This is a genomic window from Hydrogenophaga sp. (genome assembly GCF_011772445.1).
Classification (GTDB): domain Bacteria; phylum Pseudomonadota; class Gammaproteobacteria; order Burkholderiales; family Burkholderiaceae_C; genus Hydrogenophaga.
The window spans coordinates 92,545-108,613 of sequence record NZ_WVZN01000011.1 but is presented as its reverse complement, the minus strand read 5'-3'; the positions used below and the strand labels follow the sequence as shown (position 1 = coordinate 108,613).

Annotated in this window: 9 protein-coding genes; 8 read left to right on the top strand and 1 reads right to left on the bottom strand. The window is 72.0% G+C overall.

The annotated features are described in order from the left end of the window. Nucleotide 1: 1 nt before the first annotated feature. Nucleotides 2-1,261 carry a serine hydrolase gene (locus GTO19_RS05070; RefSeq protein WP_291022412.1) on the top strand — a complete coding sequence of 420 codons (1,260 nt, stop codon included), beginning with the start codon at nt 2-4 and terminating at the stop codon, nt 1,259-1,261. A gap of 9 nt (nt 1,262-1,270) precedes the next feature. On the opposite strand, the gene GTO19_RS05065 is transcribed toward GTO19_RS05070, so the two are convergent. Further along, complete coding sequence (locus GTO19_RS05065) at nt 1,271-1,798, bottom strand: DsrE family protein (protein WP_291022409.1); 528 nt, start codon at nt 1,796-1,798, stop codon at nt 1,271-1,273. A 246-nt stretch (nt 1,799-2,044) separates the two neighbouring features. Here GTO19_RS05065 and GTO19_RS05060 point away from each other — a divergent pair, with 246 nt between their 5' ends. The 7 genes from GTO19_RS05060 to glgA all read left to right on the top strand — a co-directional run bounded on the left by GTO19_RS05060 (nt 2,045) and on the right by glgA (nt 16,055). Beyond that, nucleotides 2,045-2,317 carry a hypothetical protein gene (locus GTO19_RS05060; RefSeq protein ID WP_291022407.1) on the top strand — a complete coding sequence of 91 codons (273 nt, stop codon included), beginning with the start codon at nt 2,045-2,047 and terminating at the stop codon, nt 2,315-2,317. A 19-nt stretch (nt 2,318-2,336) separates the two neighbouring features. Beyond that, complete coding sequence (gene glgB, locus GTO19_RS05055) at nt 2,337-4,208, top strand: 1,4-alpha-glucan branching protein GlgB (RefSeq protein WP_291022405.1); 1,872 nt, start codon at nt 2,337-2,339, stop codon at nt 4,206-4,208. 31 nt (nt 4,209-4,239) lie between these two features. After that, nucleotides 4,240-5,535: a glucose-1-phosphate adenylyltransferase gene (locus tag GTO19_RS05050; protein ID WP_363302971.1), complete on the top strand. Its 1,296-nt coding sequence runs from the start codon at nt 4,240-4,242 to the stop codon at nt 5,533-5,535. Nucleotides 5,536-5,631: 96 nt separating this feature from the next. Next, nucleotides 5,632-7,788: a glycogen debranching protein GlgX gene (glgX, locus tag GTO19_RS05045; protein ID WP_291022403.1), complete on the top strand. Its 2,157-nt coding sequence runs from the start codon at nt 5,632-5,634 to the stop codon at nt 7,786-7,788. Further along, nucleotides 7,785-9,629 carry a malto-oligosyltrehalose trehalohydrolase gene (treZ, locus tag GTO19_RS05040; protein ID WP_291022400.1) on the top strand — a complete coding sequence of 615 codons (1,845 nt, stop codon included), beginning with the start codon at nt 7,785-7,787 and terminating at the stop codon, nt 9,627-9,629. The genes glgX and treZ overlap by 4 nt, the downstream gene beginning before the upstream one ends. Nucleotides 9,630-9,681: 52 nt before the next feature. After that, nucleotides 9,682-14,598, top strand: a complete 4,917-nt coding sequence (treY, locus tag GTO19_RS05035) for a malto-oligosyltrehalose synthase (RefSeq protein WP_291022398.1) — start codon at nt 9,682-9,684, stop codon at nt 14,596-14,598. Beyond that, nucleotides 14,595-16,055 (top strand): glycogen synthase GlgA, encoded by a 1,461-nt coding sequence (gene glgA / locus GTO19_RS05030; RefSeq protein ID WP_363302970.1) that lies wholly within the window; start codon nt 14,595-14,597, stop codon nt 16,053-16,055. The genes treY and glgA overlap by 4 nt, the downstream gene beginning before the upstream one ends. Nucleotides 16,056-16,069 lie beyond the last annotated feature (14 nt).

Genomic DNA, 16,069 nt, shown 5'->3' with positions numbered 1-16,069 from the left:
GGTGGCCGGTTTGCTGCGCCGGCCCTTTCGCCTGCTGGCCGCCGCCCTGTGGGGCGCTGCGGCGCTGGGTGCGCAGGCCGAGCCCGGCTTCGCGCCCGATGGCCCGCAAGCCGCCGCGTACGGGCAGGCCCAGGGCTACCCGGTGCCCCCGCCCGGCACCCGGCGCGAGGACCTGAAGCAGGAACACTACGTGGGCCTGCACAGCCACTACGACCGGTTCCGCCCCCTGCGCGAGGTGCCCACCTCGGCCAAGCCGTCGCCCTTGTCGCGGGTGGCGGGGGCCTTTGAACTGACGTATCAGCACGAAGGCCGCACACACACGCTGGACGACTACCTGCGCCGCCACCCCGTCACGGGCCTGCTCATTGCGCGCGACAGCGACATCCTGTTCGAGCGTTACCAGTACGGCCGCAAGGACAGCGACCGGTTCCTCTCGCATTCGCTGGCCAAGACGATCACCGGCTTGCTGGCGGGCGCGGCGCTGGAAGACCGCGCCATCCGCTCGCTCAACGACCCCGTCTCCGCCTACGTGCCCGAACTGGCGGGCACGGCCTATGGGGCCACGCCCATTCACGCCTTGCTGCCCATGGCCTCCGGCATCGGCTTTCGGGAGACCTACCAGCCGGACGACGACGTGCGCCGCCTCATCGACGGCCTGATCGGCCCAGCGGCCATGGGTGCGGTGGCGGCGGTGCGCCAGTTCGACACTCGCGTGGCCGAACCGGGCCGCGTGTTCCATTACTCCAGCGCCGATTCGCAGGTGCTGGGCATGGTGGTCAGCCGCGCGGTGGGCATGTCCCTGCCCGACTACTTCAGCCGCCGCCTCTGGGCCCCGCTGGGGGCCGAAGCCAATGCCGCGTGGGACGCCGACGCCGCAGGCGATGCGCTCGGCTTCTGCTGCGTGGTGGCCCGCCTGCGCGACTGGGCCCGCCTGGGCCTCATGCTCGCCCACGACGGGCGCTGGAATGGCCAGCAGGTGGTCTCGCGCCCCTGGGTCTACGAAAGCACCACGCCGGCGCGCGGCCTGAGCCCCAACTACGGCTACCAGATCTGGCTGTCCGGCGAGACGCCGCGCTACTACGCCATGCGCGGCATCCTGGGCCAGGCCGTTCTGATCGATCCGATCACGCGCTTCGTGCTGGTGCAGACAGCGGTGAACCTCAACCCCAACGACCCGGGCGCCTCGGCCGAACTCACGTCGCTCTGGCACGCGCTGCTCGCGCAGCACGGGCCACCCGGGCGCTTCGGGCGGGCCCGGTGAGGCACGGGCTTACTGCAGCTCGGGGACCTGCCTGACCAGTTCCTCGCGCGTCAGGCGCGGGAACATCTCGGCGTACATGTAGCTGTAGCCCTCGTTCTGCCACTTGGCCAGGTCGATCACGGCGGCGGGCACCACGGTGACCACGTCGTAGAACTCGTCGGGCTTGTAGCCGCGCGAGCGCGCCGCGTTGGCGCAGACGCGGATCGTCACGCCCGCGTCGGCCAGGGCCTTGAGCTCCTCGTACATGTCGGGATAGGCCGCGCGGTTCAGACGGGAGAACGCGTGCAGTTCGTTGCCGTGCGCCACGATGACGATGTGCGACTTCGGGTCGCCGTATTCCTTGATGGCGCGCAGGTGGTTCTTGACGTAGCCGAAAGCGGCCTTGCCTTCCAGGGGCCTGGAAAAGTTGAAGTCGTACAGCGCCTTCTGGGGCAGGTAACGGGTGCCGTCGAACCTGGAAGGGTCGTTGGGGCCGGCGAGGGCGGCGCCGCCGAGCATCAGGGCGATGGCGAACGTGGCGAGGCGGTGAAGGCGCATGAGCAGACTCCGTTGGACAGAAGGGGTGTCGGTGGTCAGTTGTTGACGGCTCAACTGTAACGGTGCTTACGCGGCCGCGAGCAGGGCGCGCGACAGCCGACGGCCGAGGAAGCCCGTGGGCCGGTCAACAGCAGTACCACGGGGAGCTTCCCGGTGGTGGCGGGCGATACCAAACACGGACAGGACGGGGCGGCATGGCGATTGCCACGGAGCAAGCCCCATTCCCGTTCACCACCGGAGTCGTTCATGATCCCCTGGTATCCAGCCTTGCCGGCCGCCGTTGTGAGCGGCCCGCTCGCCAGCGCCTGTTCGATCCTCATGCTCGCCGCGCGCGCGCTGTGCGACGCCGCGGCCGTCACCGTGCTCGCCGCCTGCGTCGATCTGCAATGGGTGCCGCCTCGACTGACGCCCGGATTCGAGCGCCGCCTGCGACGCGGCAGCCTCACCGGCGTCTACCTGGCTTCCGGTGCCGGGCTGGCCCTGGCCGGCCTGCTGTCCGCGCGCGACCCGCGCGCCTGAGCTGGCAAACATTGCCGCAATGGCGCCGCCCGCCCCCGTGCCATCTCCCGCGCGCGCGCACAGCCCCGCCGACGCCTCGGCCCGTGCGCCGTCGGCCCTTGGCGCCGTGCTGCAGGCGCCGGGCGTCTGCTTCACGGTGTGGGCACCGAACGCGCGCCAGGTCCAGCTCATCGGGTCCTTCAACGGCTGGCGGCCCCGGGCCATGCACCGCCTCGGCGATGGCAGCGGGCGGTGGACCCTGCACGAGCCGCAGGCCGCGCACGGCGACCTCTACAAGTACCGCATCGAAGGCGCCGATGGCCGCTGGACCGACAAAGCCGACCCCCACGCCCACCGCGCCGAGCCGCCGCCGGGCAACGCCTCGCAGGTCTGGCGGCTCGACCACCACTGGCACGACGGCGAGTGGATGGCCACGCGAGGCGAGCGCCAGTCGGCGGGCCGAGCGATGTCGGTCTATGAGGTCCACCTGGGCTCCTGGCAGCGGCACGAGGACGGCCGCTACCTGAACTACCGCGAGCTCGGCGTGCGCCTGGCCGCGCACTGTCTGCAGCTCGGCTTCACGCATGTCGAACTCATGCCCGTCGCCGAGCACCCGTTCTACGGGTCCTGGGGCTACCAGACGAGCGGGTACTACGCGCCCACCTCACGCTACGGCACGCCGCAGGACCTCATGGCCATGGTGGACACCCTGCACCAGGCCGGCATCGGCGTGATCGTCGACTGGGTCGGCTCGCACTTTCCCGCCGACAGCCACGCGCTGGCGCGCTTCGACGGCACGGCGCTGTACGAGCACGCCGACCCGCGCCAGGGCTTCCACCCGGAGTGGAACAGCCTCATCTTCAACTACGGGCGCAACGAGGTGCGCGACTTCCTCATCGGCAATGTGCTGTTCTGGCTCGACAAGTACCACATCGACGCCGTGCGCGTGGACGCCGTTTCCTCCATGCTGTACCTGGACTTCGCGCGGGAGCCCGGGCAGTGGATCCCCAACCGCGAGGGCGGCAACCAGAACCACGAGGCCATCCGCTTCCTGCAGGACCTCAACACGGCCGTGTACGCCGCCTTTCCCGACGTGCACGTCATCGCCGAGGAATCGACGGCCTGGTGGGGGGTTTCGCGCCCGGTGCACGCCGGCGGTCTGGGCTTCGGCATGAAATGGAACATGGGCTGGATGAACGACACGCTGCGCCATTTCCAGCGCGAGCATGTGCACCGGCGCTGGCACGGCGGCGACATCCGCTTCTCCTCCTTCTACGCCTTCGACGAGAACTTCGTGCTGGCGCTGTCGCACGACGAGGTGGTGTATGGAAAAGGCAGCCTGCTGCAGCGGCAGCCGGGCGACGAATGGCAGCGCTTCGCCGGCCTGCGCACCCTGTACGGCTACATGTGGGCACACCCCGGCAAGAAGCTGCTCTTCATGGGCGGCGAGTTCGCGCAGCCGCACGAGTGGCACCACGAGCAGACCCTCGACTGGCATCGCCTGGCCCGCCCGCTGCACGCCGGCGTGGCGCGCTGGGTGGCCGACCTCAACCGCGTCTACCGCGCGCTGCCCGCCCTGCACGCCAGCGACTTCGACGGCCGCTTCGACTGGGCGCCGCTGGCGCACGAGGAGCCCGACGTGCTTGCCTTCTTCCGCCGCGCCGGCGACCAGTTCGTGCTTGCCGTGTGCAACCTGACGCCGCAGCCGCGCCACCACCTGCGGCTGGGCATGCCGATTGCCGGATGGTGGCACGAGGTACTGAACAGCGACGCCAGCGTTTACGGGGGCAGCGGGATGGGCAATCTCGGCGGGGTGCGGGCGCAGGGGAAGGCCCTGGGACACCTGCCGGCCTGCGCCGCGATCACCGTTCCACCACTGGCCTGTGTGTTCTTCTCGAACGGCCCGATCTAAACCCCATTCGCGCACCGCGCGGGAGCTCTCCATGTCACGCAGCAACAACGTCCTGGCTTTCGTCATGGCGGGGGGAGAGGGATCGCGCCTTCACCCGCTCACCGCCGAACGGTGCAAGCCCGCCGTCCCCTTCAACGGCAAGCACCGCATCGTCGATTTCGTTCTCTCCAACCTCATCAACTCCGAGATCTACTCGGTGTACCTGCTGGTTCAGTACAAGTCGCAGTCCCTCATCGAACACATCCGCCAGTCGTGGGCGATGGCGCGCTTCATCCCCAACCACTTCATCACCGTGGTGCCGCCCCAGATGCGCAACGGCCCCGAGTGGTTCCAGGGCACGGCCGACTCGGTCTACCAGAACATCCACCTCATCGAGACCTTCCGTCCCGACATCGTGGCCGTGTTCGGCGCCGACCACATCTACCGCATGGACGTGCGCCAGATGATCGACTTCCACACCGAGCGGCGCGCTCAGGTGAGCGTGGCCACCCTGCCGGTGCCGCTGTCGCAGTGCAACCAGTTCGGCATCGTCGAGACCGGTGCCGACCAGCGCATCACGGGCTTCGTCGAGAAGCCCGCGCAGACGCGGCCCATGCCCGGCAGCGAAACGCACGCCCTGGCCTCCATGGGCAACTACCTGTTCGACGCCGACGTCCTGCTCGAGGCCCTGCGGCGCGCGCACGACACCGGCCAGAGCGATTTCGGCAAGCACATCCTGCCGGCCATGCTCGAGAGCCACCGCCTGTTCGCCTATGACTTCGGCACCAACACCATCCCGGGCATCGAGGCGTACGAGGAGCGCGGCTACTGGCGCGACGTCGGCACCATCGACGCCTACTTCGAGGCGCATTTCGACACGCTGGGCGCGGCGCCGAAGTTCCGCATGACCAACCGCCAATGGCCCATCTACGCGAGCCCCGACCAGGCCGAGTCCGCGCAGATCGAGAACGGCGTCATCCGCCGCTCCATCGTCGGATCGGGCAGCATCGTGGACGGCGCGCAGCTCGACCACGCGATGCTGCGCCGCTCGGTGCTGGTGGAGCGCGACGCGCGCATGGAGCACTGCATCGTGATGGAGCGTTCGCGGGTGGGGCAGGGTGCCCACATCCGCCGCGCCATCATCGACCAGGACAACGACATCCCGCCCGGCGAGCGCATCGGCGTGGACCTGGCCGCCGACCGCCTGCGCTTTCCCGTCACCGACAGCGGCATTGTCGTGGTGCCCGCGCGCTTCTTCCCCCCGCGCGGCACCCACGCCGCAGGCGCCGACCCGACCGCCACCGCGGTCGAGCGCCTCACGGGCGAGCGGCAGGAAGCGATGGCATGAGCGCCGCCGGGCCGCTCCCAAGGCGCTCAGCCCCGCAGTGCGCAGCACGGAGGGTAGTCCAGTGAGCGCCGCAACGGGTTTTGTGGAGGTCTTGCCGTGAACCTGGGGGTTCCCGCCCCGTTTCCCCTCGACAAGCCCCGCCGCCCCCGCGCCACCCATCACCGCGTGGCCGAGGGCGAGCCCTCGCCCCTGGGCGCCACGCCGGACCGCCACGGCGTCAACTTCGCTGTGCACGCGGCGCAGGCCGATCGGGTCGAGGTCTGCCTGTTCGCCGCCGACGGCCGCACCGAGGTCGAGCGCATTGCCTTGCCCGGCTGCACGCACGGCGTGTGGCACGGCTACGTGCACGGTTTGCGGGCCGGCCAGCTCTACGGTTTGCGGGTGCACGGTCCCTACGAGCCGGCGGCCGGCTCGCGCTTCAACCCCGCCTGCCTGCTGCTCGACCCCTGCGCGCGCGCCATCGACCGCGCCCTCGTGTCGGCACCCGCGATCTTCGCGTACCCACTCGGCGATGAGCAGCAGGACCTGGCGCTCAAGGCCGACGACAACGGCGTGGTGGCACCCAAGTGCCGCGTCGTGCGGGGCGCCTTCGACTGGGGCGACGATGAGCCGCCGCGCGTGCCCCCGCACGAGATGGTGTTCTACGAAGTGCACGTGAAGGGCTTCACCCGCACCATGCCCGGCGTGCCACCCGAGCTGCGCGGCACCTACGCCGGCCTCGCCAGCCCGCCGGCCCTCGAGCACCTGCGCGGGCTGGGCGTCACCAGCGTCGAGCTGCTGCCGGTGCAGGCCTTCATCGACGATGGGCACCTGCAGGCCGCCGGCCTCACCAACTACTGGGGCTACAACACGGTGGCCTTCTTCGCGCCCGAGCCGCGCTATGGCGGGCCGGACCCGGTGAGCGAATTCAAGGCCATGGTGAAGGCCCTGCACGCGGCCGGCCTCGAGGTGATCCTGGACGTGGTCTACAACCACACGGGCGAAGGCAACCACCTCGGTCCCACGCTCTCGCTCAAGGGCATCGACAACGCGGCCTACTACCGCCTGGCCGAGGATCCGCGCTACTACACGGACCACACCGGCACCGGCAACACGGTGGACACCAGCAGCCCGCCCGCGCTGCGCCTGGTGCTCGACAGCTTGCGCCACTGGGTGACGGAGATGCACGTCGACGGTTTCCGTTTCGACCTGGCCAGCGCGCTGGGCCGCGACGCCCAGGGCCGCTTCGATCACCGCTCACCCTTCTTCGCCGCCCTCGCTCAGGACCCGGTGCTCTCGCGCGTGAAGCTGATCGCCGAGCCCTGGGACCTGGGCCCCGAGGGCTACCGTGTGGGCGACTTTCCGCCTGGCTGGATGGAGTGGAACGGTCGCTACCGCGACGCGGTGCGCGACTACTGGCGCAACACCGACGGCAGCCTGCCCGAATTCGCCGCCGCCCTGTGCGGCGGCGCCGACATGCACCGGCTGCGCAGGCGCCCGCCCTGGACCAGCGTGAACTTCGTCACCGTGCACGACGGCTTCACGCTGCACGACCTGGTCAGCTACGACGGCAAGCACAACGAGGCCAACGGCGAGGGCAACCGCGACGGCGAAGCCCACAACCGCAGCTGGAACTGCGGCGCCGAAGGGCCCAGCGACGAGCCCCAGGTGCTGGCCTTGCGCGAGCGACAGTGCCGCAACTTCCTCGCCACGCTGTTCGTTTCGCACGGCGTGCCGATGCTGCTGGGCGGCGACGAGATCGGCCGCACGCAGGGCGGCAACAACAACGCCTACTGCCAGGACAACGAGATCAGCTGGTTCGACTGGGCGCGGGCGAGCGAACACGAAGCGCTGCACGGTTTCGTGCGCGCGCTCATCGCCCTGCGCTCGGAACTGCCCGTGCTGCGGCCGCGCGACTGGCCATCCGGGGGCGACGAGGAAGACGGCCCCGGTCTGGGCATCGACTGGCACAGCGTCTGGGGCCAGCCCATGACCCCGGACGAATGGGACAACCCGCAGGTGCGCTGCGTCGCCGCGGTGTTCGAGGCGCCCGCCGGCGAAGAGTCGGTGTTGCTGCTGTTCAACGCCACCAGCGAGGAAGCCATGTTCACGCTGCCCAAGGAAGACCCGGAACGCGAGTGGCGGGTGCGCGTCGACACGCGCACGGCCGAGGTGCCGCCGCCTGGCGAGGGGTCGGTGGCCTCTGGCGCCCACTGGACGCTGGAGGCCTTCTCCATGGCCGTGCTCACGGCCTGCGCGAAAGGCCCGGCATGAAGCATGTCCACACGATGCCCTTCGGTGCCTTGCCCCGGGCGCGCGGCGGCGTCGACTTCCGGCTGTGGGCGCCAGCGGCGTCCGCGCCCTCGCTGATCTGGTGGGACGCCGACGGTGCCACGCACCGGCAGCGAGCCCGCGCCGACGGCAGTGGCGAGGGCTTCTGGCACTGCCGGGTGGCGCGCGCCGGCCCCGGAACCGCCTATCAGTGGGAGATGGATGGCGGACTGTGCGTGCCCGACCCGGCCTCGCGCTGGAACCCGCAGGGGCCCTTGGGCCCCAGCGTGGTCGCCGACCCCTCGGCCTTCGACTGGGACGAAGGCTGGACCGGCCGGCCCTGGCACGAGGCGGTGCTCTATGAACTGCACGTGGGCAGCTTCACGCCCGAAGGAACCTTCGAGGCGGCGGCCGCCCAGTTCGAGCGCCTGGCCGCGCTCGGCGTCACCGCCGTGGAGCTGATGCCCGTGGCCGCTTTCGGCGGGCGCTTCGGCTGGGGCTACGACGGCGTGCTGCCCTACGCGCCACACGCGGCCTACGGCACGCCCGATCAGCTCAAGGCGCTGGTGCAGGCCGCGCACCGCCACGGCCTCATGGTGCTGCTCGACGTGGTCTACAACCACTTCGGCCCGCAGGGCAACTTTCTCGGCCAGTACGCGCCGGCCTTCTTTTCGTCCACGCACCAGAGCCCCTGGGGAGCGGCCCTGAACTTCGACGGTCCCGACAGCGCGAACGTGCGGCGCTTCTTCATTCACAACGCGCTCTACTGGCTGCAGGAGTTCCGCTTCGACGGCCTGCGCCTGGACGCGGTGCACGCCATCGCCGACGCCTCCTCTCCCGACATCCTGCAGGACCTCTCGGCCCAGGTGCGCGAGGCCACGGCGGGGCGCCACGTGCACCTGGTGCTGGAGAACGAAAAGAACGAGCGGCACCGCATCGCCGACGCGCCGCGCCCGGGCCGCTTCGACGCCCAGTGGAACGACGACTTCCACCACGCGCTGCACGTGCTGCTGACCGGGGAGACGCACGGCTACTACGGCGACTACGCGGCCCAGCCGCTGGACCTGCTCTCGCGCGCGCTCACGCACGGATTCGTCTTCAAGGAGTCGGCGCGGCGCGAGGGCGGGCGCCGCGTGGCCTGCCTGCCGGCCCCACCGCAACCCCTGCCAGCCATGGTCAACGCCATGCACAACCACGACCAGATCGGCAATCGCGCCTTCGGCGAGCGGCTGGACCACCTGGTGGCGCCGCCGGCCCTGGAGCTGGCCCTGCTGCTGAGCGTGCTGACGCCGGCCACGCCGCTGCTGTTCCAGGGCGATGAACTCGCGACGCCGCGGCCCTTCCTCTACTTCGCCGACTGGGACGGCGAGCTGCGCGAGGCCGTGCGCGCCGGCCGGCGGCGCGAGTTCGGCCACGCCGAGTCGCCTGGCCACCCATTGCCCGACCCCTGCGCGGTCGACAGCTTCGAGCGCAGCCGCCTGGCCTGGGACGCGGCCGCACGCCGGGCCGGCGCCGCGCGCGAGCGGCTGCTGCAGTCGGCACTGGCGGCGCGGCGGCGCTGGATCGTGCCGCGCCAGCCGCAACTCGCGTCGGGCCTGCACAGCGCGCGACGCGTGGGCGCCAGCGGCCTGCGCCTGCGCTGGCGCTACACCGATGGTGCCGAGCTGGTTCTCGACATCAACCTCGGCGCGGCGCCGGTCGAGGACCCGGTGCCCGCGCCGGACGGCGCCTGGCAGCCGGTGTTCGATCACGCCTGGCCCGACCCCGCCCACGCAGGCGACGCCTGGCCCGCGTGGGCGGCGCGCTGGCGCCTCAGGGAGCCCGCACGGAAGGTGGTCCAGTGAGCACCACCGGCCGCTTCGTCGTGCTGCCGCCGCTTCAGTGGCGGACCGCGCCATGAACCGCCCGCTGCACGAACGCGCGCGCGACGCCGGCGTCGCCACCGACTACACGAGCTTCTGGGGCGAGACCGTGCAGGTGCCGCCCGGTGTGCTGGAGCGGGCCCTGGCGGCCATGGGCGAGGCCCCGGCCCCCCCCGTGCGCACCGAGGTGCTCACGGCGGGCGAGGCCGCCGCGCTCGCGGTCGGCGGGCCGTGGGCCCTGCGCGAGGCCGAGGGGGCAGGGCGCGTGCTGGCTTCGGGCGAGGGCCCGCAGGCGGCACTGCCCGAAGGCCTCGACCCCGGCTACTACCGCCTCGAGTCGCCTGGCGGCGAGGCCTTCGTCGTCGTGGCGCCGCCGCGCTGCTGGGCGCCCGCGGGACTGCGCGCGGGCGAACGCTGGTGGGGCTTCAGCGCCCAGCTCTATGCGCTGCGCTCGGACGACAACTGGGGCATCGGCGACTTCGGTGACCTGCGCGAGCTGGTCGAACTGGCGGCGGCGCAAGGCGCGGCCTTCGTCGGCCTGAGCCCACTGCACGCGCTGTTTCCGCATGCCCCCGAGCAGGCCACGCCCTACAGCCCCTCGAGCCGCCTGGCCTTGAACCCGCTGTTCATCGACGTACCGGGCGTGCCCGAGTTCGCGCGCTGCGCTGCCGCGCAGGCCCTGGTCGCCGGCGCGGCGTTCCAGCAGCGCCTGCGGTCGCTGCGCGAATCGCCGCAGGTGCGCTACGCGGCGGTCGCCGCGGCCAAGCATGAGGTGTTGCGGCTGCTGTGGGCGCAATTCCGTGCCGATGGGCGCGGCCCGCGCCAGCGCGCTTTCGATGACTTCCGTCGCGAGCGCGAGGGCACGCTCGGCTGGCATGCCTTGTGGGAGGCCATCCAGTGCCAGTTGCACGCCGGCGACCCCTCGGTCTGGGGCTGGCCGGTCTGGCCTGAGGCTTTGCAGCGGCACGACGGTCCCGAGGCGCGGGCGTTCGCGCAGCGACACGCCGACGAGGTGGCCTACCGCTTCTGGCTGCAATGGCTCGCGCACGAGCAACTCGCGCAGGCCCAGCGCCACGCCCGCCGCGCGATGCCGCTGGGCCTGTATTGCGACCTGGCGGTGGGCGCCAACGACGGCGGCTCGGAAACCTGGGTCGGGCGCGATCTGTTCGCGACCGGACTGCGCGTGGGCGCGCCGCCCGACCCGCTCAACGCCATCGGGCAGGACTGGGGTCTGCCGCCGGTGAACCCCTTGGCGCTGCAGGCCGCCCGCTTCGCGCCCTTCATCGGGCTCATGCGCGCCGTGATGCGCCACGCTGGCGCGCTGCGCATGGACCACGTGATGGGACTCATGCGCCTGTTCTGGATCTCGCCCGAAGGCGGCACCTACGTGCGCTACCCGCTGCACGCGCTGCTCGCCATCCTCGCGGTGGAGAGCCACCGCCAGCGCTGCCTGGTGATCGGCGAGGACCTGGGCAACGTCGCACCGGAGATGCGCGAGGCCATGCGCGCGCGGGGCCTGCTGTCGTACCGCACGCTGCTGTTCGAACGCGACGAGGACGGCCGCTTTCGCGCGCCGCGCGAATGGGAGCCGCAGGCCCTGGCCGTGCTCAGCACCCACGACCTGCCCACGCTGGCCGGCTTCTGGACCGGCGATGACATCGAGACCCAGGCCCGCCTGGGGCTGCTGCCGGGCGAGGACGGACACGCGCAGGCGGTGCTCGCACGCGCGCAGGACCGCGCGCGTCTGCTGCTGGCGCTCGACGCCGAGGGCCTGCTGCCCGACGGCCTGAGCGTGCACCCGACCTCGCTGCCCGAGGTCGATCACCGCCTGAGCGCTGCCGTGCACGCCTACCTGGCACGCACGCCGTGCTGGCTGGCGGCGGTGCAACTGGAGGATGCCTGCGGCCAGTGCCGGCAGGTCAATGTGCCCGGCACCACCGAGGCGGTCCACCCCAACTGGCGCCTGCGCCTGCCGGTGCCGCTGTCCGCCATGGCGGCGCTGCCGGGTTTCGCCGCCAGCGCGGCGGCCATGCGGGCCGAGCGCGGCAAAGGCTCGCTCGCCGACGCGGCCGGCGAACCCCCGCCGCTGGAGAGCGCCGACATCCCGCTGGCCACCTACCGCTTGCAGTTCAACGCACAGAGCACCTTCGTGCAGGCGCGCGCGGCCGTGCCCTACCTGGCGGCGCTGGGCGTGAGCCACCTCTACAGCTCGCCCTACCTGAAGGCCCGCGCCGGCAGCACCCACGGCTACGACGTCGTCGACCCCACGCGGCTCAACCCCGAGGTCGGCACCGACGAGGAGCACGCGGCCCTGTGCGAGGCCCTGGCCGCACATGGCATGGGCCAGGTGCTCGACATCGTGCCCAACCACATGGGCGTGCTGGGCGCCGACAACCCCTGGTGGCAAGACGTGCTGGAGCACGGCCAGGCCTCGCTGCACGCAGCCACCTTCGACATCGAATGGGAGCCGGCCGCGCCCGAGCTGCGCGGGCGCGTGTTGCTGCCGGTGCTGGGCGATCACTACGGCCGCGTGCTGGAGGCCGGCGAGATCGTGCTGCATTTCGATGAAGCCGAGGGCCGCTTCGAAGCGGTCTATTGGGAACACCGGCTGCCGCTGGACCCGCGCGCTTATCCGCAGATCCTGGCCGCCGTGCCGGCACCGGCGGCAGGCTCGGCACTGGCCGAGGTGCAGTCGCTGCTCGACGCCTTCGGCCGCCTGCCGCCGCGCGACACGCGCGACGAGGCCTTGCGCGAGACGCGCCGCCGCGACGCCGCCCTGCACCGACAGCGCCTGGCGGAACTCGCGCGCGAACAGGCCTGGCTGCGCGAGTGGATCGGCGCCGCGCTGCGCCGGCTGCAGGGTCGCCCCGGTGAGCCCGCGAGCGTCGACGCGCTGGATGCCTTGTTGCGCGCCCAGGCCTTTCGCCTGGCCGACTGGCGCGTGGCGGCCGACGAGATCAACTACCGCCGCTTCTTCGACATCAACGAGCTCGCGGCGGTGCGCATGGAGGACCCTGCCGTCTTCGAGGCCATGCACCAGCGCGTGCTGCGCTGGCTGGCCGAGGGCCGCATCACCGGCCTGCGGGTGGACCACCCCGATGGCCTGAGCCGCCCCGGCGAGTACTTCCGCCGCCTTCAGCAGCGCCACGCGGCCCTGGCGCGCGCGGCCGGCAACCCGCCGCGCGCGCTCTACCTGGTGGTCGAAAAAATCCTTGCCGAGCACGAGCCCCTGCCCGACGACTGGCCCGTTCACGGCGGCACCGGCTACCGCTTCAGCAGCCTGGTCAATGGCCTGTTCGTCGATCCGGCCGCGCAGGGCGCCTTCGATGCCGCCTACGAGGCGTTCACCGGCGACACCACCGGCTACGAGGAAACGGTTCGCGAGTGCAAACGCCACATCATCGGTTCTGCGCTCGCCGCCGAGCTGGGCTGGCTCACCGAAACGGTGGTCCGCATCGCCCAGGCCGACCGCCGCGTCTGCGACTTCACGCGCCAGCGCCTGCGCACCGCGCTCGCGGAGGTGGCCGGCGCGTTCCCGGTCTATCGCACCTACGTCGACGAAGACGGCGCCAGCGAAGCCGATCGGCGACACATCCAGTGGGCGCTGGCCGATGTGAGCCGCCGGCTCGGCCCCTCCGAGAGCGGGCTGCTGGACTTCCTGGGTGCGCTGATGGCGGGGGAACCCGGGCCGGCCTCGGGGCTTCGCCGCCGCTTCGTGGAGCGCTGGCAGCAGTTCACCGCGCCGGTGATGGCCAAGTCGGTGGAGGACACGGCCTTCTACCGACACGTGCGTCTGGCCTCGCTCAACGACGTGGGATCCGAGCCGCGCCGCTTCGGCGTCTCGCCCGCGGCCTTCCACCACGCCAGCGTGCAGCGCGCGCGCCACCGGCCGCATTGGCTGCTGGCCACGTCCACGCACGACAGCAAACGGTCCGAGGACGTGCGGGCGCGCCTGAACGTGCTGTCGGAGGTGCCGGCGCCCTGGGAAGACGCCGTGCTGCGACTGGACGCACTGGGCGCACGCTGCCTCGGTGAGCACGAGGGCGAGCCCGCGCCGGGACCGCACGACCGCTGGCTGCTGTACCAGACGCTGGTGGGCGTCTGGCCCGCCGAAGGCAGCGACGCTGCCGCCCGCGAGGCCCTGCGCGAGCGCGTGCAGGCCTACATGCTCAAGGCCGTGCGCGAGGCCAAGCGCCAGTCGAGCTGGCTGTGCCCCGACGAGGCCTACGAGCGCGCGCTGGCGGCCTTCATCGACGGCGCGCTCGCGCTCGAGCCCTTCGTCGCCGCGCTGGAGCGCTTCGTGGCCCTGGTGGCGCCGCTCGGCTTTCGCAATGGCCTGGCACAGCTCGCGCTCAAGCTCACGGTCCCGGGCGTGCCCGACATCTATCAGGGCTGTGAGCGCTGGTCCTTCAGCCTTGTCGATCCCGACAACCGCCGCCCCGTGGACTTTGCCGACCTGGCCGCCTCGCTCGAGCGCCTGCGACCGCTGTACGCCGGCGGACGCTTTCCGTCGCCGGGTGACTGGTCGCGCCTGCTGCCGGCCTGCCCGCGCGGCGAGCTCAAGCAACTCATCACCTGGCGCCTGCTGCAGTTGCGCCGCGCCTTCGCCGCGCCGATGCGCGATGGCGGCTACCTGCCGCTCGTCATCGAAGGCGAGGCGGCCGATCACGCCATCGCCTTCGCGCGCTGGCACGAGGGCCAGGCCGTGGTGGTGGTGGCCGCCCGTCTGCTGCACGGCCTGGCCGCCGCCGGTTGGCGGGACACGCGGCTCGTGGTCGCCGGCGCGCATCCCGCGCTCTCGCGCATCGCCGCCTGGCGCGACTGGATGACCGGTGCCGAGCCCGCATTGGACGGGCAGGGCGCGCTGCGGCTCGACACGCTGCTTGGCGACCTCGGCCCGTCGTCGGCGCGCCTGCCCTTCGTGGTACTGGTGCCGCGGGACACGCCATGAACGTGCTCTTCGCCACGCCCGAATGCGCGCCCTTCGTCAAGACGGGAGGCCTGGGCGATGTGAGCGCCGCGCTGCCGCCCGCGCTGGCCCGTCTGGGGGCGGACGTGCGCGTGCTGATGCCGGCCTACGGCGACATGAGGCTGGCCGGCGAACTCGTGGCCACCTGGTCATTGCCCGCCGCAGGGGACTGGCCCGCGGCGCAGCTGCTGCAGGTGCATCGCTCCGGTTCGCCAGCGCTGCTGCTGCTGTCCTGCCCCGGCCTCTACGCGCGCGGCGGCTCGCCCTATGGGGATGCCGGCGGGCAGGACTTCGCCGACAACGCGCGGCGCTTCGGCCTGCTGTCGCGGGTGGCGGCCCTGCTCGGCACCACGGCCTCGCCCTGCGGCTGGCGGGCCGACGTGGTGCACGCCAATGACTGGCCCTGCGGCCTGGCGCCGCTGTTCCTGCGACAGGCCCGCGAGGCCACGGGCGCGCCGGTGGCCGCCGGCGTGCTCACCGTGCACAACCTGGCCTTCCAGGGGCTGTTTCCCCTGGCGGCCTGCGAGGCGCTCGGCGTGGCACCCGCGCACCGCGGCATCGACGGTCTGGAGTTCTGGGGCCAGGGCTCCATGCTCAAGGCCGGGCTGCAGTTCGCCGACGCCATCACCACCGTGAGCCCGCGCTACGCGCATGAAATCCAGACCGAAGCCGAAGGATTCGGCCTCGATGGCGTGTTGCGCGCGCAGGCCCCGCGGCTGCAGGGCATCCTCAACGGCATCGACACCGCGGTCTGGGACCCCGCCACCGACGCGCTGATCACCGAGCGCTACGGCATCGGGCGGCTGGAGGCCAAGGCCGTCAACAAGACGGCCCTGCAGGCGGCCTGCGGCCTGGCGCCTCGCCGCGATCGACCGCTCTTCGGCCACGTGGGCCGCCTCACCGGCCAGAAGGGCGTGGACCTGATCGCCGCTGGCGCCGACGCCCTTGTGCGTGGCGGCGCCCAGCTGGTGGTGCTGGGCAGCGGCGAGCCGGCCCTGCAGGCGGCCCTGAGCGAGGCCGCCGCGCGCCACCCCACGCACATTCACGTGCACCTGGGCTTCGACGAAACCCTGGCGCACCAGATCGTGGCCGGGGCCGACGCCTTCCTCATGCCCTCGCGCTTCGAGCCTTGCGGCCTGACGCAGATGTACAGCCAGGCGTACGGCACGCCGCCCGTCGTGACGCCAGTCGGTGGGCTGGCCGATACCGTCACCGACGCGCTCTCGGGCGGGGGCGGCTTCGTCATGGCGGGCGCGACGCAGCAGGCGTTCGACGACGCGGTGGCGCGCGCGCTGTCGCTGTGGGCGCAGCCGCGGCGCTGGCGCGCCATCCAGCGCGCGGGCATGGCGCGCGACTTCGGCTGGGACGCGCCCGCGCGCGCTTACCTCGACGTGTACCAGCGCGTCGCGCAGGAGATGGGCATGGGCCTTGCCCCTTAGGCGGCTCTGTCTCC

Bases quoted from the DNA above. Each gene is read 5' to 3' on its own strand.
- GTO19_RS05065 (WP_291022409.1), bottom strand. From the start codon at position 1,798: ATGCGCCTTCACCGCCTCGCCACGTTCGCCATCGCCCTGATGCTCGGC.
- GTO19_RS05060 (WP_291022407.1), top strand. From the start codon at position 2,045: ATGATCCCCTGGTATCCAGCCTTGCCGGCCGCCGTTGTGAGCGGCCCG.
- glgB (WP_291022405.1), top strand. From the start codon at position 2,337: ATGGCGCCGCCCGCCCCCGTGCCATCTCCCGCGCGCGCGCACAGCCCC.
- GTO19_RS05050 (WP_363302971.1), top strand. From the start codon at position 4,240: ATGTCACGCAGCAACAACGTCCTGGCTTTCGTCATGGCGGGGGGAGAG.
- treZ (WP_291022400.1), top strand. From the start codon at position 7,785: ATGAAGCATGTCCACACGATGCCCTTCGGTGCCTTGCCCCGGGCGCGC.
- treY (WP_291022398.1), top strand. From the start codon at position 9,682: ATGAACCGCCCGCTGCACGAACGCGCGCGCGACGCCGGCGTCGCCACC.
- glgA (WP_363302970.1), top strand. From the start codon at position 14,595: ATGAACGTGCTCTTCGCCACGCCCGAATGCGCGCCCTTCGTCAAGACG.